This is a genomic window from Dactylosporangium fulvum (genome assembly GCF_025137375.1).
Lineage (GTDB): Bacteria > Actinomycetota > Actinomycetes > Mycobacteriales > Micromonosporaceae > Dactylosporangium > Dactylosporangium fulvum.
The window spans coordinates 4,340,237-4,361,789 of record NZ_CP073720.1 but is presented as its reverse complement, the minus strand read 5'-3'; the positions used below and the strand labels follow the sequence as shown (position 1 = coordinate 4,361,789).

Annotated in this window: 17 protein-coding genes; 4 read left to right on the top strand and 13 right to left on the bottom strand. The window is 69.5% G+C overall.

Annotated features, from left to right (window positions below; all coding sequences use genetic code 11):
- Positions 1–4: 4 nt before the first annotated feature.
- From Dfulv_RS20585 to Dfulv_RS20550, 8 genes are all read right to left on the bottom strand, one after another.
- The gene (locus Dfulv_RS20585) at positions 5–1,063 is read right to left on the bottom strand and encodes a hypothetical protein (protein WP_259865744.1); all 1,059 of its coding nucleotides are present in this window, start codon (positions 1,061–1,063) and stop codon (positions 5–7) included.
- A gap of 80 nt (positions 1,064–1,143) precedes the next feature.
- Positions 1,144–2,331 carry a glycine amidinotransferase gene (locus Dfulv_RS20580; RefSeq protein WP_259865742.1) on the bottom strand — a complete coding sequence of 396 codons (1,188 nt, stop codon included), beginning with the start codon at positions 2,329–2,331 and terminating at the stop codon, positions 1,144–1,146.
- Positions 2,328–4,205, bottom strand: a complete 1,878-nt coding sequence (locus Dfulv_RS20575) for a RiPP maturation radical SAM C-methyltransferase (RefSeq protein WP_259865740.1) — start codon at positions 4,203–4,205, stop codon at positions 2,328–2,330. Before Dfulv_RS20575 ends, Dfulv_RS20580 begins: the two co-directional genes overlap by 4 nt.
- Positions 4,206–4,440: 235 nt before the next feature.
- On the bottom strand, positions 4,441–5,439 hold the full coding sequence (locus Dfulv_RS20570) for a radical SAM protein (RefSeq protein WP_259865738.1): 999 nt from the start codon (positions 5,437–5,439) through the stop codon (positions 4,441–4,443).
- A gap of 29 nt (positions 5,440–5,468) precedes the next feature.
- The gene (locus Dfulv_RS20565; RefSeq protein WP_259865736.1) at positions 5,469–6,821 is read right to left on the bottom strand and encodes a hypothetical protein; all 1,353 of its coding nucleotides are present in this window, start codon (positions 6,819–6,821) and stop codon (positions 5,469–5,471) included.
- A complete protein-coding gene (locus Dfulv_RS20560) occupies positions 6,808–7,515 on the bottom strand; it encodes a hypothetical protein (protein ID WP_259865734.1) in 708 nt (235 codons plus the stop codon). The genes Dfulv_RS20565 and Dfulv_RS20560 overlap by 14 nt, the downstream gene beginning before the upstream one ends.
- 37 nt (positions 7,516–7,552) lie before the next feature.
- A complete protein-coding gene (locus Dfulv_RS20555; RefSeq protein ID WP_259865732.1) occupies positions 7,553–8,308 on the bottom strand; it encodes a class I SAM-dependent methyltransferase in 756 nt (251 codons plus the stop codon).
- Between the two features lie 94 nt (positions 8,309–8,402).
- Complete coding sequence (locus Dfulv_RS20550; RefSeq protein WP_259867791.1) at positions 8,403–11,396, bottom strand: citrate/2-methylcitrate synthase; 2,994 nt, start codon at positions 11,394–11,396, stop codon at positions 8,403–8,405.
- Between the two features lie 366 nt (positions 11,397–11,762).
- On the opposite strand from Dfulv_RS20550, the gene Dfulv_RS20545 reads away from it, so the two are divergent.
- Together Dfulv_RS20545 and Dfulv_RS48860 are read left to right on the top strand one after the other, a co-directional pair.
- The gene (locus tag Dfulv_RS20545; RefSeq protein WP_259865730.1) at positions 11,763–11,963 is read left to right on the top strand and encodes a hypothetical protein; all 201 of its coding nucleotides are present in this window, start codon (positions 11,763–11,765) and stop codon (positions 11,961–11,963) included.
- A 172-nt stretch (positions 11,964–12,135) separates the two neighbouring features.
- Positions 12,136–12,363, top strand: coding sequence for a DUF6444 domain-containing protein (locus Dfulv_RS48860; protein ID WP_406567977.1), 228 nt, complete (start codon positions 12,136–12,138; stop codon positions 12,361–12,363).
- Positions 12,364–12,833: 470 nt separating this feature from the next.
- Here Dfulv_RS48860 and Dfulv_RS20540 read toward each other — a convergent pair whose 3' ends face one another.
- From Dfulv_RS20540 to Dfulv_RS20520, 5 genes are all read right to left on the bottom strand, one after another.
- The gene (locus Dfulv_RS20540; RefSeq protein ID WP_259865729.1) at positions 12,834–14,468 is read right to left on the bottom strand and encodes a beta-N-acetylhexosaminidase; all 1,635 of its coding nucleotides are present in this window, start codon (positions 14,466–14,468) and stop codon (positions 12,834–12,836) included.
- Positions 14,468–15,307, bottom strand: coding sequence for a carbohydrate ABC transporter permease (locus Dfulv_RS20535; protein ID WP_259865727.1), 840 nt, complete (start codon positions 15,305–15,307; stop codon positions 14,468–14,470). Before Dfulv_RS20535 ends, Dfulv_RS20540 begins: the two co-directional genes overlap by 1 nt.
- Positions 15,304–16,257 (bottom strand): carbohydrate ABC transporter permease, encoded by a 954-nt coding sequence (locus Dfulv_RS48410; protein ID WP_264675840.1) that lies wholly within the window; start codon positions 16,255–16,257, stop codon positions 15,304–15,306. Before Dfulv_RS48410 ends, Dfulv_RS20535 begins: the two co-directional genes overlap by 4 nt.
- Positions 16,254–17,549 (bottom strand): extracellular solute-binding protein, encoded by a 1,296-nt coding sequence (locus tag Dfulv_RS20525; protein ID WP_259865725.1) that lies wholly within the window; start codon positions 17,547–17,549, stop codon positions 16,254–16,256. The genes Dfulv_RS48410 and Dfulv_RS20525 overlap by 4 nt, the downstream gene beginning before the upstream one ends.
- Before the next feature lie 97 nt (positions 17,550–17,646).
- Positions 17,647–18,837, bottom strand: a complete 1,191-nt coding sequence (locus tag Dfulv_RS20520) for an alanine racemase (RefSeq protein ID WP_259865723.1) — start codon at positions 18,835–18,837, stop codon at positions 17,647–17,649.
- 139 nt (positions 18,838–18,976) lie between these two features.
- On the opposite strand from Dfulv_RS20520, the gene Dfulv_RS20515 reads away from it, so the two are divergent.
- Both Dfulv_RS20515 and Dfulv_RS20510 read left to right on the top strand, forming a co-directional pair.
- On the top strand, positions 18,977–20,293 hold the full coding sequence (locus Dfulv_RS20515) for a MarR family transcriptional regulator (RefSeq protein WP_259865721.1): 1,317 nt from the start codon (positions 18,977–18,979) through the stop codon (positions 20,291–20,293).
- On the top strand, positions 20,283–21,542 hold the full coding sequence (locus Dfulv_RS20510; protein WP_259865719.1) for an amidohydrolase/deacetylase family metallohydrolase: 1,260 nt from the start codon (positions 20,283–20,285) through the stop codon (positions 21,540–21,542). Before Dfulv_RS20515 ends, Dfulv_RS20510 begins: the two co-directional genes overlap by 11 nt.
- Positions 21,543–21,553: the final 11 nt, after the last annotated feature.

The window sequence follows — 21,553 nt, the reverse complement described above, 5'->3', positions numbered from 1 at the left end:
CAGGTCAAAGCTGGATCGGTTCGGCGACCCACCGGGGGTCCGCGAGCAGCTTCTCCCTGAGGCGCTCATGGAAGCTCCGCTCCTCCACGCAGCGCCACAGGTCTTCGGCGACGCGACTGATCGGGTACGGAAGCTCCCTCTCCAGCTCGACAATCACGGCTTCCCTCGCCGTCCAGACCCGGTCGATGACCGGCACCAGACACGCCCCCGCCGCCGTGACACCGAAGGGTTCGTCGGGGGCACCGGTCGTCACATATCCGTGCGCCCGCAGCCATTCGACGTCGTTCAGGACCTTGTACAGCGGGCGGACCTCGGCGGCGGACAGCTGTTGTACGGTCTGCGGCCCGTCGAGGTGCAGCCGGAGCACCAGCGGGGCCGTGTTGCGCGTGATCTCGCTCGATCCGATCGCCGCGTACGCCCGGTCGAGGTCCTCGCCGATCTGTGTCCATACCAGCCGCAACGCGTGCCACTGACTCGTGCGCGGCAGCTCCTCCGGCCGCGGCACAGCGGTGTCGACGGGCGCTGCCTGCCCGTCGGGGAACCGGCGGCCGGGGGCGTCGCCGCCGGGCACGCCCACCACTGATCGGGCGCCCGGTGCCAGCGCGTCCGACAGGCGAGCCAGGAAGCTCCGACGCTCCAGCCGGTCGGCGAGGTCGGCGAAGGCTCTGCGCAGCGGGTACGGAACCTGGCGCTCAAGTTCCGAAAGCACCGCCTCCGTCGCCTCCCATTCGGCCAGCAGCCGCGGCACCAGGCGTCTGGTCAGCTCTGTCACAGCCACGATCGGCGCGCCGCCGCCGTCGGGGACGCTCACCGCCACCAGACCCAGCGAAGCCATCTCACCGACCTTGATCTCGACCCTGGCGGGCACCCGTTCCACCGAACGGGCCAGCTCGGCGATGGACATCGATCCCGTGGTCGCGAGCCTGACCAGTTCCATGACGTGGCGGTCGGCCAACCCCGCCGGCCCCGTGCCGCAGTACACGCGGTCGACGTCGGCGGTCATGGTCTCCCACAACTGTTCCAGAATGCCCCAGCGGCTGGTCTGGATCCGGTCGTTCAGCATTGTGCAGCTCCTCAGCGCGCTGGGCGCGTCCGGGTGAAGTTCGAAAATCTGCGGCGCGGAAACCTTGGACGGCGAGTAGGTCACATCAGGTAGTCCTCGCCCGCGCCGTCCCGAACGGTGTCGAGGGTGAAGCAGTGCAGGCCGCCGCCGAACAGGCGGCGATGCCGGTGCCGTACCGGCACGGTCGAGAAGCCGTGCCGCTCCAGCAACCGGCCCAGTTCCGGGTTTGCCTCGTTGATCAGGACGGTGTGTTCGTCCAACGACAACACGTTCAGGTCGATGAACGGGCTCGTGAGAATGAGATCGTCGTCGTCGTACGCGGGAAACATGGACGCGTCGGGTTCGGGCGCGACGATCGTCGTCCACTTCTGCAGTGCGGCGGGAAGGCGGTCCATGACCTGCGCGGACCGCACGAGCAGGACGCCGGGCCTGAGCGGCACGACGCAGCTGTCGATGTGGCTGTCGGTCAGATTGTAGATCCTGTGCACCCGGAACCGGCCGGCGAGATGACGCTCGAGCCAGTCGCACCCGAGCGCGTGGTTGGACGTCGCGATGTTCACCACCAGGTCGCGACCCAGCCGCAGGCACTGCGCCGCGTCGATCATCATTTCGGTGCCGACGTCGTACGGCGACAGCCGCGACGCAGAGACCGTTTCCGTGTTGCCGCCGAGGGTGCGGCTCAGGTCGAAGGACTGGTCCGTCATCAGCGGGCGCGGCATGACGGTCCACCGGGCTCCGCCCGCGAAGTACCGCATGAAGATCGGTTTCAGGAGCTGGGTTTCGAAGTACCGCGAGCGGAGCATCGGCGACGTCTCGATCACCTCGTCGCCAAGCACGAGCGAGTTGTCCCGGATGTTCAGCGGCGGCAGTACCGGAGCCGACCAGGCCGGTGTGCGCACCTCACCCGGCCGCTGCGCTGGCAACGCGATCGGGCGGTGCACGGTGACACCCATGCCGCTCAAGACGTCAGCGATCCCTTCGACGTCCTCGTTGAGTTCGTCGACGTAGCGCTGCTTGATCGCTTCCCGTCTGGGGGCGCCCGGCTCGCCGGTCCCGCCCGTCAGCTGTGGGTAGTAGCCGTGCGGCCGGTTCGGGTTGTCGTCGGTCAGGTTGTCGTAGAAGAACAGTTCGAAGGACAGGTCCCGTACGTGCTCGCGGTACGCGGCCGCGGAACCCACGACGATCTCCCGCAGCGGCGACCAGTCGTCGTAACTGTTCAAAGCTCGCGTGCCGACCGCCGACCCGATGCTCTCCTCGGTCGTTGTCATACCTTCACCCTTCGCTGCGGCAGAGCCAGTGCCAGATACAGCCCTGCCTCCTCGAGGCAAATCTGCTCGTTCACACAGAAATCGAGGAACGCGGCGACGCGATCCTCCGACACAGGTGTACCGCTGTCGGCTAGCGCCGCGGCAATGCGGCTCGCGCTACGCGGCGTGTCGCCGCACAGTTCGTAGGCCTGCGCCTGCCACCCGTCCAGACGAGCCATGACACTGCGCCCGGGCCGGCGGTCGCGCAGCAGAATCCGGTTCGGCGCCCGCTGATAGTCCAGCTGTGGCTTGGTCGGCGCCGACCAAGCCTCCCGCCAGGCGTCGATCTGCACCCGTACGGCATCAAGCGCGTCGTCGACGGCGCGGTCCTGCGATTTGTAGTCGAAGAAGTAGGCGATCTTGCTCAGGTCCACGCCCGCGATCGGGTATGCGTGCCGGTATGCGCCTCGCGGCTCGACGTGCTGGAACCGTTCGTCGGTGAAGTTGGGACTGAACCGCTCCAGCCAGATCCGGCCGAGGCCGCCGGGCGGCGCCAGATGGGTCAGCGCCGGCATCAGCCGAGCCTGCTCGTAGTAGTCCTCGTCCTTCTCGCCGGGGAAGCCAGCCAGGATGTTCCAGGCGACGTCCACGCCGTAGTAGCGGGCCCACTTGAGCAACCGCACGTTCAGCAGCCGGGTCGAGCCCTTCCGCATCAGGCGCAGGACGTTGGTGCTCAGGCTTTCCAGGCCGGGCTGCAGCCGCCGCACGCCCGCCGCGGCCAGCTGCCCGACCTGCGCGCGGGTGAGGTTCGCCTTCACTTCGAAGAAGATGTCCAGGTCCCATTCGGCCTGTTCGAGCCGGGTCAGGAAGCCTCGGAAGTAGCTCATGTCGAGGATGTTGTCGACCGCGTCGACGGTGTTGACGCCGTGGCGTTCCACCAGGTGGACCAGCTCGTCGAAGGCCTGGTCCGAACCCTTCGACCGGTACTGCATGCTGAGGGCGTTGAGACCGCAGAACGTGCAGTGATGCTTCTGCCCCCACCAGCAGCCCTTGGAGAACTCGGCCAATAGCCGGATCTTCTTCGACCCGATCGCGGCTCGGCGGCCGAGCTGATCGACCGTCGCGAAGTAGTCGTCGTAGTCGGGGATCTTCGCCTGCTCCAGTGTTGCCCCGGGTAGCGCCGGCAGCGCTGCGGCGACGGCCCCGTCGGGCCCACGGGTCAGGAGTCCGGCGACGTCGACCGGCCGTTCGCCGCGGGCCAGGGCATCCAGCAGACGGATGAAGGTGGTCTCACCCTCTCCGCTGACGACGTAGTCGATGCAGGGCAGCACCCGTAGGTATTCCGCACCCATCTCGCCGTCGTAGTTCGCCCCGCCGAACACCATGGTTAGGTCCGGCCAATGCCGCTTCAGCCGCGACGCCAACGCGATCGAGGCGACGTTCTGCACGAACGTCGAGGTGAAACCGACGACGTCGAAGCGCCCCCAGAGCGGACGCGACGCGATCTCGTCGAGCCACGCGGGCAGGCGGCTGGAGCGCAGCCGCAGGACCTCCGGCCAGCTCAATCCAACAGACTTGCACAGCTCCTCCACCTCCGGGTACTCCGCGCGGTAGGCCCCGTCGTCGCTCGCCTCGAATGCGGCAACGCCGAACAGCCACTCGCCGAACAGGTGGACGCGTTCGGCTGGCGCTTCCGCCACCACGTCGTACACGGCAGGACCGAGCATGCGCGACAGTTCCAGGTTGCAGTACAGGGTGCTCGCCCGGTAGCCGTGCGCCGTCACGGCCGTCTGGAGCACGCCGCACTGGATCGACGGCGCGTCGCTGCGCGCCCAGGGCATATTGACGAGAGCCACCTCAAGCTCGAGCCCGCGCTCAATCGCTGGACCGCCCACTCCACCTCCCTACCTCAAGCACCTCGCCGGTCCGGTCAGCGGTGGGCGTGGCCGGATGCCGAGGCACCCGGCCGCGCCGGGGTACACCTACACGACCTCGCGCAGCTGCGCGTCGTGCATGTCCTCCTCCGACATCTCAGTCCAGAAGTCCTGGTTGTCCATGTGGCTCACCCCCTTCCTCGGATCCGTCGCGGAGCCCACCGGCAGCAGCGGATCGGTGCTGCCGCCGATGGGTCTACGGGGTTCTCGGCAGGGACGAACCAACCCGGATGGTGGGCGGGCACAGCCACTGGATGTCGCCCAGCTTCGCCCCCGGGTTGAAGAAGTCCATCTGCACGCCGTTCGTCGCGATGTGCCCGGCGCCGGCCAGACCCTCGGACGGGTGCTCTCGTGAGCCGGCGTACACGTAGCCGTTGCACATGTCCACGATCTCGCTGGCGTGGCCGTACACGAACCCCGGGTCCAGGCGGGTGTTGCCCACCAGATGCGCCTCGGCGAAGGCGATCCGCAACCGAGCGATGATCTCCAGGTAGAGCGGCTCATCAACGTTCAAGGGCGGCGTCAGCTCCATCAGCGGCGACACCACACTGCCCGGCGTGACCGTGACGGTCCGGTGCACCGGGGTGGCGACGAAGTCGAAGCCGCCGACCTCGTGCGCCCACACCACGAACTGCTCCAGCTCCGCGCGCCAGTCGGTGACCAGCCCCCACAGCAAGGCGTTCCCGACGGCCAGGCCCGCGGCCCGCGCACGCTGCGGCGCCTCCTTGCGCTGAGGCTGGTCGGACTTCAAACCATATCGATGTTTATCGCTGTACAGCTGTGGGGTCATGACCTCCATGAAGGTCCAGACCGCGTCGGCGCCGGCCGACTTCAACGTGCGGTAACCGTCCTCGCGCAGGGTGTCACAGTTCACGATCAGGTACGCGTCCGGCGCGAGCGCGCGGGCCCGTTCAACCCAGCGTGCCACCCGGGAGGCGAGCCGGCCCTGGTCCTCGCTGACGGTGCCGAAGACCAGTTCGTGGACTCCGTAACCTTGGCGCTGCAGTTCGCCCATGAGCCATGCGAAGTCCGCCGGAGGCATCGCGCCGCGCACCGTGTGCGCGCCTTTCGGGATGATGGCGCTCAATCCGCAGTAGGTGCAGCCGGACGTGCAGTAATCTATGGGATAGATCACCGAGTGCAATTCGAGGCTGTTGCCGTGGAACTGTCGCCGGATGTTCGCCGCCTCCTGCACGCGGCCCTGCCCGCTCGGCGAGATCTGCCCTAGCATGCTTCTCCTTTCGCCAGTCTTACCCAGGTCATGGTGTTGGCCGAGGTACGGGCCGAGCCGCCGAAAACGCAGCCGAGCGCCGACCCGTGACTGGTATTGATCGACACCTGGTCCGGGGTCCCGCCGAATCGCATCATCAGGCCTAAGGGCGCGGTGGCGTTCAGAAACAGGCCCGCGTTGCAAACCCCCCATCTGAAGTCCACGGCCTCATCGCCGCGCAGCAGAGGTACCGGGCCGTACATCGCCGGAACGACCCGCTCCTGCGCGACGTAGGGTGCGGTCAGCGACGCGACGACGTCCGACAGGACTAACCCGCTGGTCGCACCCCAGTTGCCGTGGACGCCGCGACTTCCGTATCCGAACGACGGCTTGAGGATCCACTCGGCCGGCAACGACCGTGGCAGCGTCCGGCCACTGTCGCGGCCCGGCACGGCGAACGTGTGCGGCACGAGGCCGGTCAGGATCCGCGCCGCCGGCTCGTCCAGGCGACCCGCGTCGTGCAGGTCCCACAACAAGGCCAGGGCACCCTTCGAGGCCGCGATGTCGACGTCCGGTGATGCGTAAACGAAGGTCAGCCCGGCCCGTTGCAGTCGCAGTAGGTCGCCAAGCAGGTCAAGGCTCGCCGGGGAATCGAGAATCGTCTCCAGCAGCCACATGCGGTACAGCCCCGACACGGGCTGGCCCGCCACCGTCACGCCGGTGTCGGTCGCCCTCACGTCGGACAGTTGGCAGACGATCGTCTCCAGGCCGTGCCGGCCGAACTGGTCAGACATGCACTGCAGAATGGCGCGTTCGCGTGGGCCGGCCGTCCTTCCCACCACCAGCGCGACGACCCCGCCGGCCGCGCGGCTGCTCAACGTGCCCATCCATGTCCGCAACGCGGCCACGACATAGGCGAACGGTTCGTCGTACGCCACCGCCTGCCCGCCCGTCGACAAGCCATGGTCGCGCATCCAAGCCTCGTTCCACGCACCGATCTCCAGCCCCCCGAGCGCACTGGTGATGTTCACCTCGAGCAACCTCGGGCCAGCAACGGTCAGGAAGATGTCGGCCCGCGCCGGGCTGGCCGGAAGCCCCGCCGCCGTTTCGCGGAAGCCGGCCAGCAGCCGGGCCGCTCGCGGCGGACAGCCCAGCGAGGCGGCGAGCGTCTCGAAGCAGCCGCCGGTTTCGGCGACCAGGCGATCCTCCAGCAGCTGCCGGAGGGCGACGACGTCGTGACCGAGCCTGGCGTATTCGGCTGCATTCACCAGGAACGGCGTGGCCACCATCCCGTTGGGATAGATGACGTCCCGCATGCCGGGCGTCAGGACCCCGCGCAGCCACGTGGTGTCGCTAGCCAAGGACACGACGGACTCCGTCCAGTGCGGTGATCAACGGGGCGCCGACGACGCCGAGGTCGTTCACGATGCCGAGATGGTGACTGTCCACGCGGCTGACGGTCCAACCACGGGCCGCGGCGCGGGCCGCCTCGTGCGTGTAGGCCGGTGACAGCTGGACGTAGCAACCCACGACGCCCTCCAGGCCCGAGGAGGCCGGCACCTGCTCCAGCAGCAGATCCCACGGAATCGGGAAGGACATACGCTCCAGCCGCTCCTCGCTCAGTTCGGCACCGAACAGTTCGGATTTCTGCTCTGCCGTCCACCAGTCCGCCCAGGCGGGCGCGGACGCACCCGGTTGCGGAGGCCCGAGTCGCTGCCTGAGCGTCGACGGGCAGCCGTCCCACCACGACCGGCCCGGCGCGGGGAAGCGCGCATCCACCAGAACCACGGCACTGCCGGTCGGCCAGATGTCGACGACGGCGCCGGCAAGCCGGCCCGCTCCGCTGTGGCAGACCAAGATGTTCACCGCGGCGGCGTCGACGTGCGCGGCAACGGCTTCGCAGTACCGTCCGGTGTACGGCGCGGTGAACGGCCGGGGAGGGTAGCCCGGCACGACCACCTCGTGACCGGTCGCCAGCGCCAAATAGTCGCGGGCCTCGGACCAGACGTCGTCGGACAGCAGCGGGCTCGTCATGAGCACGACGCGGCACCGGCCGCTCATCGGTGGACTCCCGGGCGTCCCGGGCCCGGCGACCCTGTCACCGGTTGTCCCGGGGCGCCAGCTGGGCCCGCAGGCTCAGCCGGACGTAGTCGATGACCGGTTCGGCGAGCCGCGCCTCCACCTCGCCGAGGAACCACTCGTGCCTGCCGGCCGGCATGCGGTCCAGATACGGCCCGAGCACCACGGCACCCAGGTACGCCCGCAGTCGCTCGCCGGGCTGCAGCCGGAACGGATCGTCGATCAGCTCCGCCTCGATGTCCTCGAACCCGGCCTTGGTGAGCGCCCGCACGGTCTCGTCGACGTCGGCGTAGTACGCCGCGTCGGCTGGCCGGCCCAGCACTGCTTCGACCGCCCGGCGGACCTGGGCCACGCATCCTGTTCCCCCGCACTCGGCCGCGAACTGCCCGCCGGGCGTCAGTACCGCCGCGACACGGCCGAACAGGGCGGCGTGGTCGTGGATCCAGTGGAACGTCGCGACACTGAACACGGCATCGACCGTGCGGTCCAGGCGGAACGACTCGTTCAGGTCGGCATGGACGATGTCGACCCGTTCCATGCGGCCCGCCAGGTTCGCACGCAACTGGCGCAGCATCCGTTCCGAGCCGTCCAGGGCGATGACCCGGCCGCGCGGGAGCAGGTCGAGCAACGCCGCCGCGTCGCGCCCGGTGCCGGCGCCCACATCGAGCACGGTCTCGTCCCCGCGCAACGTCAACAGCGCCAGTGTCCGCCTACTCCACCTGGTGTGCGGCAGCGGCAGCGAGTCGTACGTGCGGGCATCCCATTCACGGGACATACCAGGCCTCCGGCTCGTCGCTGCGCGTCGCGGATCACGCGGCTGCAGCGGGACGGTGCGGCGCGAACGCGCCGCCGGGTATGGGAAGGTGTGCTCATACCCGGCCGGGATCCTGCAGGACGCTGCGCCCCTGAGGGCCGGCGTACTCCATGAGCGGCCGTATGAGCACGTTGTTCCGATGCTGTTCCAACACATGCGCCACCCAGCCTGCGGCCCGCCCGATCACGAACATCGGTACTGTCAGGTCCTCCGGCAGGTCCATGAGCCGGTAGCCGAGGCCCGCGTACAGGTCGACGTTCGGAGCCAGGCCGTGCCGCCGATACCTGGCCATGGCCGCGGCCACCGCGTCGAGCACCTGCAGCTCGCGATCGTCACCGCGTTGGTGAGACAGGTCGACCACGATCGAGCGCAGATACCGGACCCGGGGATCCTCGGTGCGGTACACGCGGTGACCGAAACCCATCACCGGCTCGCCGCGCCGCCGGGTCCGCTCCACGTAGTCACGCGCGTTCTCCGGCACGCCGATCTCGTCGATCAGGCGCATCACCCGCTCGGCCGCTCCGCCGTGCAGAGGCCCTCCGGCCGCCGCGATGGCCGCGGTGACCGCGTTGTGGATGCCGCTGCGGCACCCGGTGACCACCCGGGCCGCGAACGTCGAGGCGTTCGAGCTGTGATCGGCGTGGATCACCAGCCCTCGGGTAACGAAACGTACCGTCGCGTCGGCCGGTGTCGTGCCGGTCAGCGCGGTGAGGAACGCGTCGACGTGACCGAGCCGCTCCGGCGGCGGCACGAACTCCCGACCGCTGCGAAACGCGTGGTGCGCCGCGACCAGCATGGGGATGGCGCCGATCAGCCGCACCCCCGCGGTGCGGGCGTCGTCGTAGCTCTCGTCGGTTCGCGCCCCGTACTCCCCATCGAACGCCTGCACCGCCGGCACCGCGGCGAGCAGCGCGTCCATGGGATGCACTGACCGCAGCGAGCGCAACAGTTCGAGCACCGCGGGTGGCAGTCGGCGTCCCGCCGCAAGCTCGGTGTGCAGCTGCCGCCGGGCGTCCGGCCCCGGAAGGTCACCGGCGATCAGCAGGTGGGCGACGTCCTCGTACGAGGCGTGCTCGACGAGATCGTGGATGCTGTAGCCGCGGTACTCCAGGACCCCGGCCGCTCCGTCGACGTTGGTGATCTCGCTGCGGTCCACCACGATGCCGTCGAGTCCCCGGTGGACGGCCGCCGGCTGTGTGAGCGGTTGGGTGAGCGGCTGGGCGGCAGAGTCCAGGCCCTCACCGACGAACTCCTTGATCGCGGCGATCGAGTGCAGTGCCGTCATGCATTCCGGGCTCACCGCCCTGCCATAGGTCTCCTCCAACGCCACCATCAGTGCGACGTGGCCCAGCGAGTCCCATTCCTGGATCGACTGGTACGACAGGCCGTCGGTCACCTGCTCCCGCGGGACCCGCAAGGTGCACGCCACGAGTTCTTCGACGCTGTCGACCCGTACGACGGCGGCACCGAACCTCCGCCCGTCGCGCCCTTGCCCACCAGAGTCACCCAGCCAGTCGCGCAGCTTGCCGCGGTCGATCTTCCCGCTGCTGTTCAGCGGCATCTGCGCGATGCGCCGGACCACCCATGGCGTCATGTAGGGCGGCAGTTGCCGCGCCGCCTCGTGAATCAGCTGCGGGGTCGTCGCCGAACCCCCGGACACGACGGCGGTGAGCGTGTGCTGATCTGGCCACACCAGGCACACCGCCTCGACAGCGCCAGCCTGTCGCAGGACCGCCTCGACCTCGCCGAGCTCGATGCGATGCCCGCCGACCTTCACCTGATGATCGCCGCGCCCGAGGTACGCGTAGTCACAACCGTTGGCCCGAACCAGGTCACCGGTGCGGTAGTATCGGAGGCCCCCGTGTTCGAAGAAGGACACGTCCGTCAGCTCGTGCGCACGCCAGTAGCCCGACGTCACCTGCGGGCCGGCGAGACACAGTTCTCCGGCTGCGCCGTCCTGTACGGGCCTCAGCGAGCGGTCCACGACGAGTGGTTCCATGCCGGGGAAGAACTGTCCGATGGGAACGGTGTCGTGCACACAGAGCCCCGGGCTCACGGCCGGATCCCAGCGGTGCACCGCGCAGGCGATGGTCGCCTCGGTCGGCCCGTACAGGTTCTCGACCACAGAGTTCGGCGCTGCCGCCTGCCAAGCCTCCGCCGTGCCACGCGGCAGCGGCTCCCCGCAGAAAAGCGACCAGCGCAGCGTCGGCAACGACCCAGGCAGCAGCGTGCCGCGTTTGCGCAGCAGCGCCGCCACCGACGGCACCGAGAACCACACGGTGACGTTGTTACGGTCCAGGTACCCGAACGGGCTGACCAGGTCGATGGGTTTCATGGCACAGAGCGCGGCGCCGTTCTCCCAGGCCATCAGCAGATCGAACACCGACAGGTCGAACGTCTGCTCAAACGTCTGACTCAACCTGTCGAACGGCTGGATGGCGTATCGCTCCTGGACGTATCCGAGGAAGGCAGACAGGTTGCCGACGGTGATCGGCACACCTTTGGGCGTTCCCGTGCTGCCCGACGTGAACAGCAGATACGCGAGATCATCCGGCGCCGATCCCGGTATGGTGGACAGCAGACCCGCACCGGCCACGTCGGCGGCGGTGAGGGCCCGGCCATCGACCGCCGCGGGCGCGACCGCTCCGGGGACCAGCACGACCGGCGGTCGCCGCAGCCCATCCAGCAGCTCCGGCAACTGCCCGGCCGCCGCGTCATCGACGATGAGCGCGTCGATGTCCGCGCTCTCCAGCATCGCGCGGGTCCGTCGTTGCGGGAAGTTCGGATTCAGCGGCACGAAGGCGGCGCCCAGGAGCACGCCGGTGAGCACCCCGAGATAGGAGATCTCGCTGCGGTACCCGAGGACGCCGATTCTGCGGGGACGGTCACCGGCGGCGTCCCACAGCAGCGAAGCCCATCTGCGTGCCGTGTCGTTGCACTCGCCGTAGCTGAGCACCCGCTGACTGAGCACGAGCGCAGGCCGGTCCGCCGCAGTCTCGGCGAACCTGCAGAAGCCGCTGCCCAAAGCGGGGACGAGGCCTGTCGTCATCTTCACCCGTTTCGTAATGGTGGCACGCTCGCAGAACAGCAGACGTTCGCCTGCCGTTCACAAGGCACGCTGAACTCTTCAAGAACTGCGATCGAGGTGGCCGAAAGGCAGACCCCGCGCGGCGCACAACAATACGCATAAAGGTGATGCCAGACCGCCGATTCTCCAACGTATTTCGGGCAACGTGATTCATCGCAACCGGACGTGGAGCGAATGCGGAATTCGCGAACGTGACCCTGCGCGGCAGCCAACGCCGAACGCAAGATTCAGCCACGTAATCCTAAGACAAAGACAGCCGATCCGTGCGATGCGTCAGCATCCGCAAGCTCTGGCTACGCCGGTCGCTTCGTGTGGCACATTACCCCCATGATCGAATTGCGGAAGCACGTCGGAGATCAACGCTTCAACCCCGTTTCACTCATCGATGCTTGCACGGCAATCGAAGAGCGTCAAGGCATGCAATGCCGTCCGTCGATCAAAGAAATTGCAGCATTTGCCATCGATGCGGGCCGACGACAGCACCGAGGCGTATCCATTCAGCTGATTCCCAGTCAGCGTAGGTCTTGATCTTGCCGGGTGGTCTGATGCATCCTGGCGGCGTGTCCGGTTCGCTGCCTCTCGCCAGGTGCTGGAGCGGTTGGCGCGGCTGGAAACAGTTCTCGCCGAACGGGACGCGGCGATCGTGGAACACGACGCCCGGAGCGAGGCGCTGACCCGCCGGGTCGCCTAACTGGAAGCGTTGCTGCGTAAGGACTCCCGCACCTCGTCGAGACCGCCGTCATCAGACGGGCCGGGCAAGGCGCCGCGACGGTCACGGCGGGAAGTGTCAGGCCGCCCGCCGGGCAAGCAGCCCGGCGAGGCCGGGTTCAGGCTGCGCCAGGTGGACCGGCCCGACCGGGTGGAGATCCACCGCCCGGACACGTGCGGTAGGTGCGGTGTGTCAACGACGGTTGAAAACTGGCTCTGACCCGATTTCAGTGATCTGCGGTCGTGGATGTTAGCTGGGGAGCAGGATCCGTCGGCGGAGTAGGTGGGTTACCTGAGTTGGTTCTGCCGGGTCTCAGGACATGGGTGACAGATCAGTAGCCAGCGCAGTGCAGCAGCGACACAACAAGGCCGAAGCAACTGGCCTGAACGACGCGGACATCGCCGCCGTAACGAAGTTGTGCCGCAGCCCGACCGCAGGTGCACCGAGCTGAGAGCCGCAGGGTGCGCAAATCACGCGAACTCGCGGACCAGCGATGCGCCGCTCACTCACCGGACATCTGCGATGCGACGTGAAGCCATCGGCAGCCGATATCGGTCGGCAGGGTGGCGAACAGTGACGTCCCGCACCGCCCACATCAACGATGGCCAGCAGGTGCCCACTCCCCCACCAACCGAATGGCGTAGGTATCGGGTACGAGTCGGACCTCGGAAAAATGCGCGGGAACCCGTTCACGCGCCGGGCGGCGGTGTGCGGAGGGACGCCGTGAGCTCCAGGAGCTCGGCACGGCGTTCGTCCGCAGCCCGTGGGCGGCCCAGCGCGTCCGGGCGCGTCTGCCATGGTCGCGGGCCCTCCGGTCGCCGGTATTCGACGCCGAGCGCGTCCAGACGCGGCAGGTGCTCCGCCAGCCGTCGCTGGAAGTCGTCGTGGTCGCGGTCCCGCGGGCCCCACGCGACCTCGGCGAAGGCACAAAGTCGCGGGAAGACCATGTAGTCGACGGCGCGGGTGGAATCCATGTGCTCGGTCCAGACGTTGCACTGGGCGCCGATCACCCGTGCCGCCTCCGCGCCGGTCAGCCCGTCGGGCACCGGCTCGAAGGCGTGGACGTCGGCCAGGGACAGCACGGTGCCGACCGGGATCGGCTCGCCGGGGTCGTCGGTCTGGCGGTAGTCGAGGTAGACGGACATGTCGGGGCAGGCGACCACGTCGTGGCCGGCACGAGCGGCCAGCGCCGTCATCTCGGGGCCGCGCCAGGCAGCGATGGCGGCGCCGGCCGGCGCGCCTCCCGCCAGGATCTCGTCCCAGCCGTAGATCCGCCTGCCGTGACCCGCCGCGTGGGCGGCGAGCCGGCCGACGAACCAGCTGAACAGCGCCTCCTCGTCGGGCAGGCCGAGGTCGCGCATCCGCTGCTGGGCGAGCGGGCTGGCCCGCCACTCGTCCTTGGGGCACTCGTCGCCGCCGATGCCGATGTACGGGCCGGGGAAGATGTCGCAGACCTCATCGATGATGTGGCGGCAGAAGTCGAGCGCGACGTCGGAAACGTTGAGGACGTGGGATGAGATGCCCCAGCTGGTCCGCACCGGCACGGGTGGGCCGCCGTTGCCGAGCCACGGGTACGCGGCGACGGCGGCCTGGGTGTGGCCGGGAAGGTCGACCTCGGGAACGACGGTGATGTGTCGTTCCGCGGCGTACGCGACGATCTCGCGAAGGTCGTCCGCGGTGTAGAAGCCCCCGTGGGGCCGGCCGTCGTGCTGTTCGTGGTGGCGGGAGCCGCGCATGCTCTCGGCGCGCCAGGCTCCGGTCTCGGTCAGCAGCGGGTAGCGCCGGCTGGGCAGGCGCCAGCCCTGGTCGTCGGTGAGGTGCAGGTGCAGCACGTTGAGCTTGTGCAGGGCGAGGAGGTCGACGAAGCGCAGCACGTCGGCTTTGGGCATGAAGTGCCGGGCGACGTCGAGCATGCAGCCGCGCCAGGAGAAGCGCGGCGCGTCGGTGATCTCGACGGCCGGCACCCGCCACGGGCCGGCGCCGATCCTGGCGCGGCGCAGGGTCTCCGGCGGCAACAGCTGCCGGAGGGTCTGCGCGCCGTGGAAGACGCCGGCGGGGTCGCCGCCGGCGAGGTCGATCCGATCCGTGGTGACGCGGAGCCGGTAGCCGCTCGCGGGCAGCGTGCCGTCCAATCGCAGCACGACGGCGTCCGCGCCGGCCGGCGTGACGGTGCCGGGCGGCAGCGTCGCACCGGTCGGCGGGCCGAGCGTGGCACGCAGCCACGCCGCGACCCCGGCGAGCCTCGGTTCGGCGTGCAGGACGGTCCGGTCGGACAGCACGAACGCACCGAGCCGGTACTCCACTGTGGAGGGTCTTGGGATCATCAGTCCTTCACCGCCCCGCCGAGACCCGCAACGAGGCGGCGGCGCACAACAACGAAGAAGACGAGCACGGGCACGGTCATGAGGACCGACGCGGCCATGATGCCGCCCCAGTCGTTCTCGTCGGGCTTGAAGAAGACGAGCAGCGCCATCGGCAGGGTCTGGTTGTCGGTCGCGCTGATGATGAAGGTACGGGCGAACAGGAAGTCGTTCCACGCGGTGATGAACGAGAAGACGCTCGTCGCCGCGAGCCCGGGCGCGACGAGCGGGAAGAGGATCCGCCACAGCACCGTGAAGCGGCTGGCGCCGTCGAGCAGCGCCGCCTCCTCGATCTCCTCGGGCACGGCGGCGACGAAGCCGCGCAGCATCCAGATCGCGAACGGGAGCGTGAACGCGAGATGCACCAGCACGAGGGAGCCGAGCGTGTTGAGGCCGACCCCGGGGACGGCGCTGCCGATGTCGCGGATCAGGAAGAACAGCGGGATGGTCAGCGCCTCGATGGGCACCATCTGCGCCACCAGGAACAGCACGAGGATCGTGGCGCGGAACCGGAACCGGAACCTGGTCACCGCCACCGCGGCCAGGAACGCGATGCCGGCGGAGAGCGCGACGACGAGGAGCGCGACGATGAGGCTGTTGAGGAAGTACCGTCCGAAGTTCTCGACGCCGAGCACGCGCCGGAAGCTGTCCAGCGACGGCGCGAGGGTCCACGGCCGCTGGTGCAACGACTGCACCTCCCCGGCCGGCTTGACCGCGGACAGCAGCATCCAGTAGATGGGGAAGATCGTGACCAGGGCGACCAGGATCGCGGTCGCGTCGGCGACACGGCGTCGGATCCTCACAGCGCCTCGCCTTCGCGGCGCAGCGCGCGGAGGTAGACGAGCGTGACGCCGAGCAGGATGAGCATCATGACGACGCCGATCGCGGAGCCGAGGCCGTACTCGGAGGCGGCGAACGCCTGCTGGTAGGCGTAGACGTTGAGGGTGAGGTTCTGCCCGGCGATGCCTCCGCCGCCGGTCATCACGTAGATCTGGGTGAAGATCTTGAAGTCCCAGATGATCGACTGGATCACCACGATGGCCAGCAGCGGGCGCAGCATCGGCACGACGATGCGCCAGAAGGTCTGCCAGGTGCCGGCCCCGTCCAGGGCGGCGGCCTCCAGGGTGCTGTCCGGGATCGCGCGGATGCCGGCGTAGAGCGTGACCATCACGAACGGGAACGAGTGCCAGACGACCACCGCGCCGACGAGGGCGAAAGCGCTGTACCGGTCGTACATCCAGTTGTGGCCGTCGAGGCCGAGCACCTGGTTGACGAGGCCGAGGTTGGCGTCGAAGAGGAACATCCAGACAGTGGAGCCGGTGATCGCCGGAGCGGCCCAGGCGGCCATCGCGGCGAGCGACAGCGCGGCCCTGGGCCAGCGGCTCACCCTGGTCAGCAGCACGGCGAGGGCGGCGCCGACGGCGAGGGTGGCCACGACACAGGCGGCTGCGAAGCCGACGGTGGCGACGAGCACGGACCAGAACGTGCCGTCACCGACGAGGGCCCGGTAGTTGTCGAGCCCGACGAACCGGGTCGGCTGGCCGCCGCTGACCTGCGCCTGCCGGAAGTCCAGCACGGACAGCAGACCGAGCTGGTAGATCGGGTAGGCGAACAGCGGCAGCAGGACGGCCGCCGTGGGCAGCAGCAGCCACAACGGGGTCCGGCGGGCGGCCCGGCGCCGGTCGGCGCCGCGCGTGGCGGGGCGGCGGACCCGGATGTCCGGGTCCGCCGGCGCCATCGGGATGGTCGTCACTTGGCGAACGCGGCCTTCATCGCGGTTGCCGCCTCTTCGGTCGCCTGATCGACGGTGGCGCGTCCGGTGACAATCTTCTCCAGCATGGTCGGGATGACGGCCTGGGCGTCGATCTTGCCCCAGGCCGCGTCCAGCGGGACGAAGCGGGTGCCGGCGGCGATGGTGTCGAGGAACGGCTTCAGGAACGGCTCCTTGCCGGCCAGCTCGGTCCGCGCCGAGGTGAGCGTCGGCAGGTTGCCCATCGCGTCGTACATCTGTTGCTGGTACTTCTTGCCGGCGAGCAGCTTCATGAAGTCCGCGGCGAGCGTGCGGTGCTGGGTGCTCTTCATGACGCCGAGGTTGTTGCCGCCGGCGAACGCCGGGGCGACCGAGCCGGCCTTGACGCCAGGGAGCGGGACGACCGCGTACTTGCCCTTGGCCGCGCCGGCGTCCACCGCCGCGCGGTTGAAGTTGCCGAGGATGGCCATGCCCGCCTTACCGCTGGCGAACAGCTCGACGGTCTTGCCGCCGGTGAGGTCGGCACACTGCTGGGGCGGGCAGATGTCGGGCTTGATCAGGTCGGTGTACGCCTTCACGCCGACCTTCGACTGCGGCGAGTTGATCGCCGCCGTGTAGCCGGTCCCCGACTTGGTGGCGAGGTCCCCGCCGGCGTCCCAGACGAACGGCAGGGCACCGAAGGTGTACTTCCCGCCCACGGCGATGCCGAGCAGCTCCGGTCTGGTCGCGCGGATCTTGCGGGCCGCGGCGAACAACTCCTCCTGCGAGGCCGGCGGGGTGAGGCCGAGCTCGGTGAAGACGTCGGTGCGGTAGTAGAGGGCCCGGACGCCGACATACCACGGCACGCCGTAGAGCTTGCCGTCGACGGTGGCGCTGCCCCGCAGGTCGGCGCCGAGTTCCTTGCCCTCGGCCCAGCCGTCGACGTCCTTGCCCACATCGGCGAGGCCGCCGGCCGCGACGTATTCGGGCAGGTCGGTGTTGCCGTACTCGACGACGTCGGGTGCGCTGGCCGGGTCGTTGAACGCACCCTTGAACCGTTCGCTGCGCGTCTGGACGGCGATGTAGCTGACGTCGACCGTCACGTCCTTGTGCGCGGCCGTGAACTCCTTGACGGCCTCGCCCACGACCTTCTCCTTCGGCGCGCGGTTGGGCTCGTCGAACAGCCACACGCGCAGCGTGCCGGTCGTCTTGTCCTCGGTTCCCCCGGTCGCGGGCGCGGTGGACGGCGCGCAGCCGGCGACGAGGAGCCCGGCCGAGAGCAGGGCGCCGAGCGCACCCATCAGGCGAACATGCATCGCGTCTCCCTAAATACGGGCTAGGTTCGTAAGTAGTTCGTAGAAGCGTGGCCCCTAGCGTGAGACGCGGATCACCCGCAAGTCAAGAGTCGCCGGGTCAGAAGCAGGTCTGCAGCACGTCCGTAACCATTCCGTCATCATCGATGTATGGGATCGCCCGCCACTTGTCGAAGGCGGTACACGGGTGCGAGATCCCGAACCGCACGAGGTCGCCCGGCTCGACCTCGACGCCCCCGGTCGACAGGTACCCGTGGTGGTCGTTCACCCTGGTCACGGTCATCCCGACGGCCGGTACGACAGTGCCGTCGGCGCGCCGGACGGCGGCCGGCTCCGGCAGCCCCTCGTCGAAGGAGACGTCGCGCTTGCCCATCCCGACGATGGCCAGGCCGGGCTCGGGAGTGGACAGGACCTGCGCCCAGATCTCCAGCGCGGGGCGAAGGCGCTCGCCGCCGAGGCGGTTGAACGGCGTCCGCTCCCGGTAGAAGCCGTCGTCGTGGCTGACATACGCGCCGCTGCGCAGCACGAGCCGCACCGCACGTCCGGGTAACCACTGCCCGGCGAGGCGGTCGGCGACGAGGTCGAACCAGGCACTGCCCCCGGTCGCCACGACCACCTCCGGGCCGAGCAGCCCGTGCCCGGCGAGGGCGGCGACCGCGCCGCGCAGCCCGTCGAGGAAGGCCAGGACCTGCTCGAGCCCCGGGAGTCCACCCTCGTACGCGGCCACGCCGGCGAGCGTCAGGCCCGGCGCGGCGTCGACCGCCCGTGCGACCGCGAGAAGCTCCTCAACGGTACGGCAGCCGGTGCGCCCGCCGGGGTGACCCAACTCGACGAGGACGCGCAGCGGCAGTCCGGCCGCGGCCCGAACACCTTGCCTCGAGTCAACCTGGAACAGCAGGTCGAAGCCGTCCTGTGCCTGCCGTGCCGCCCACCGCAGCACGGTCGGGTCGAGGAGCTGGTTGGCCAGCAGCACCCGCGGCACGCCCAGGTTCCGGCAGATCAGCGCCTGGTTGGCGGTGGCCGTGGTCACGCCCCAGGCGCCCGCGTCCAGCTGTGCGGCGATCAGCTTCGGCGCCATCGTCGTCTTCACGTGCGGCGCGAACGCGAGACCGCGCCGAGCGCAGAAGGCGACCATCGTCCGCAGGTTGTGCTCGACCGCCGACCGGCGTGCGACGAGCAACGGCCAGGTGAACCCGCCGTCGAAAAGGCTGTGACCCGCCGCCGCGAAGGTCGCCACGTCGGTCGCGGCGTCCGGCAGCCAGAAGCCCTTGGTCCGCCAGTCGAGGTCCATGTGGTGCCTTCCTGTCGTTTCCGGTCGCCTGCGCGAGAATCCGTGCTTGACCATCCCGGTTCCAAGCCGCACGCTTGGAACCGGCTCATACGAGCTACTTACGAACCAGATCGTATGTACCAGACCGAGGAGTACCCACGTGCCGGTGGTGATGGTGATCGGCCTCGTCGTCCACGCAAGTCATCGCGACCTGTTCGCGGACGCCGCCCGCACGTTGACCGGGGTGACCATCGAATGGGTCGTCTATGAGCAGGAGAGCGAGATCCGCGACGGGGTCCGTGCCCTGCTCGACCGGAGGCACGTCGACGGCCTGCTCCTCGGCTCGGTGCCCTACGCCCGGTGCCGCGACCTCCTGCCGGCCGACCTGCAGGTCACCGTGACCAGGCCGGCCGGCCTTGACCTCGCCTTGAGCTGGTGCCGGGCACTCGCGCGGGGCCTGCCCGCGACTCCGGTGAGCATCGACACCTTCACCCAGGAGACGGTCGACGAGGTCGCCTACGCGCTCGGCCTCAACCGCGCCGATATCGCCTGCCTGCCGTTCGACCCCGACCAGTCCGTCACCGACATCGTCGCGTTCCACCGGGAGTTCCTGACCCGCTCCGGCGGCTCGTACGTGATCAGCGTCCGCACCGGCGTGATGGCCGAGCTCGGTGCCGAGACAGCGGTGCTCAGCGGCCTGCCCGGGATCGCCACGCTCCGCGCCGACCTGCACGACCTCGCGCTGCGCATCCAGTCGAAGCGGGCCAGCGAACTGCGGTTCGCCGCGGGTGTCTTCCTGATCGTCAGCCACTCCCCGGACCTCGACCGCGCCCGCGTCGGCCTGATGAACATGCTGCTCAACACGCCCGAGTTCGCCGACGCCTGGATCGAGGACCGCGACCGCCGCGGCGTTGTCGTCTTCGCGCACCGTGCCCTGTTCGAGACGGTCACCCACAACTGGGTCGGTCTTCCGGTCCTGACCCAGGCTCACGAGAGCCTCGGCGTGCGGGTCGTGGCCGGGTTCGGCGTCGGCGCATCGGCGCGCACGTGCGTCGCCCTCGCCGAGCGCGCCGCCGCACGCGCTGAGCAGGACGGCTCCCCCGGGGCGTACCTCATCGAGGACAGCGGCGTCATGATCGGCCCGATGGGTGCCGCGGGAAGCTCGCTCGCCTTCACGTACCGCGAACACGGCCCAGCGCTGGAAGACCTGGCGCGGGAAGTCGGTCTGAGTCCGGCCACCTTGTCGCGGCTGTCGGCGCTCGAGCGCAGCCTGAACGGCACAGCGATCTCACCGGGCGACCTGGCAAGCTCCCTCGGCATCACCGACCCGAGCGGGCGGCGGCTCATCCGCAAGCTCAGCGAGCACGGCCTCGTGACCCCCGAAGGCAGCGCACAGGTCAACCGCAAGGGCCGCCCCACCCGGCTCTACCGGCTCGAGATCGGCAACGCACGAAACGCGGTCCCCGGTGAGCGGTGACCTGCTGTTCACCGGCGGCCGGGTCATCGACGTGGGCGGCGGGCACGTGGGCCGGTTCGACGTCGCCGTGCACGGCGGCCGAATCGCCGCCGTCGCACCGGACCTGCCTCGCGACGCGACCACCGAGGTCGTCGACGTCACCGGCAAGGTGCTCACGCCGGGCCTCGTCGACATGCACACGCACGTCCACACCGGTGCCACCTACTGGGGCATCGACCCGGACCCGGTCGCCTGGTATTCCGGAGTCACCACCTGGGTCGACGCCGGCTCCAGCGGAGCCTACTCCGTCGACGCCTTCCGCGCCTCGCTGCGGCACCGGCGGGTCCGCGTCCCGGCCCTGCTCAACATCTCCGCGGTCGGGCTCACCGGGCGCACCGGCGAGAACCGCGAGCTCGACAACTGCGACGTCGACCTCGCGATCGAGACCATGCGCGACAACCGCGACCTCCTCGTCGGCGTGAAGGTCCGCGTCGACCGGGAGACCGTCGGCCGGCACGGGGTCACGCCGCTGCGGCGCGGCATCGCCGTGGCCGAGGCGTGCGCGGTGCCTGTGATGGTGCACATCGGCGCCGCGCCACCGTCGCTCGACGAGGTCCTCGCACTGCTGCGCCCAGGCGACATCATCACCCACTGTGCCTCCGCGATCGCCGCAGGTCCGGGGCGGGTCAGCCCGGCCATGCGCGACGCGTACGCGAACGGCGTCCTCCTCGACATCGGCCACGGCTCGGGCGGCTTCGCCTTCGACACCCTCGAGGCGCAGTTGGAGGCCGGGCTCGTGCCGCACACGATCTCCACCGACCTGCACGCCCGCTGCCTGTACGGGCCGGTGTTCGACCTGCCGACCACGATGGCGAAGCTCCTCGCCGTCGGGCTGCCCGTAGAAGAGGTCGTGGCGGCGACCACGATCCGGCCCGCGCGCGCCCTCGGGCTGCCCGAGGGCGTCGGCACCCTCGCCCCCGGCGCCCCCGCCGACGTGGCGGTGTTCCGCGTCGAGGACGGACCGTTCGAGCTCGTCGACGTGCACCAGCAGCGCCGCAGCGCCAAGCAGCGCCTCGTCAACGAGGCCACCTACATCGCCGGACGCCTGCTCCCGCCACTGCTCCCCGAGCCACCCCGCCCTTGGATCCCACTGACCCCGGAGCAGCGCCAGGCCCTCAACCGCCGCACCGACATGCTCCGGGCCATGCTCGTCACGCCGCTCGTCGGCGCCGACGGCCTCACCGAGCAGTTCCCTGTTACCCGAAACTGACCCGACACCAT

Bases quoted from the DNA above. Each gene is read 5' to 3' on its own strand.
- Dfulv_RS20545 (WP_259865730.1), top strand. From the start codon at position 11,763: ATGATCGAATTGCGGAAGCACGTCGGAGATCAACGCTTCAACCCCGTT.
- Dfulv_RS20520 (WP_259865723.1), bottom strand. From the start codon at position 18,837: ATGGACCTCGACTGGCGGACCAAGGGCTTCTGGCTGCCGGACGCCGCG.
- Dfulv_RS20550 (WP_259867791.1), bottom strand. From the start codon at position 11,396: ATGACGACAGGCCTCGTCCCCGCTTTGGGCAGCGGCTTCTGCAGGTTC.
- Dfulv_RS20585 (WP_259865744.1), bottom strand. From the start codon at position 1,063: ATGCTGAACGACCGGATCCAGACCAGCCGCTGGGGCATTCTGGAACAG.
- Dfulv_RS20540 (WP_259865729.1), bottom strand. From the start codon at position 14,468: ATGATCCCAAGACCCTCCACAGTGGAGTACCGGCTCGGTGCGTTCGTG.
- Dfulv_RS20560 (WP_259865734.1), bottom strand. From the start codon at position 7,515: ATGAGCGGCCGGTGCCGCGTCGTGCTCATGACGAGCCCGCTGCTGTCC.
- Dfulv_RS20555 (WP_259865732.1), bottom strand. From the start codon at position 8,308: ATGTCCCGTGAATGGGATGCCCGCACGTACGACTCGCTGCCGCTGCCG.
- Dfulv_RS20525 (WP_259865725.1), bottom strand. From the start codon at position 17,549: ATGCATGTTCGCCTGATGGGTGCGCTCGGCGCCCTGCTCTCGGCCGGG.
- Dfulv_RS20580 (WP_259865742.1), bottom strand. From the start codon at position 2,331: ATGACAACGACCGAGGAGAGCATCGGGTCGGCGGTCGGCACGCGAGCT.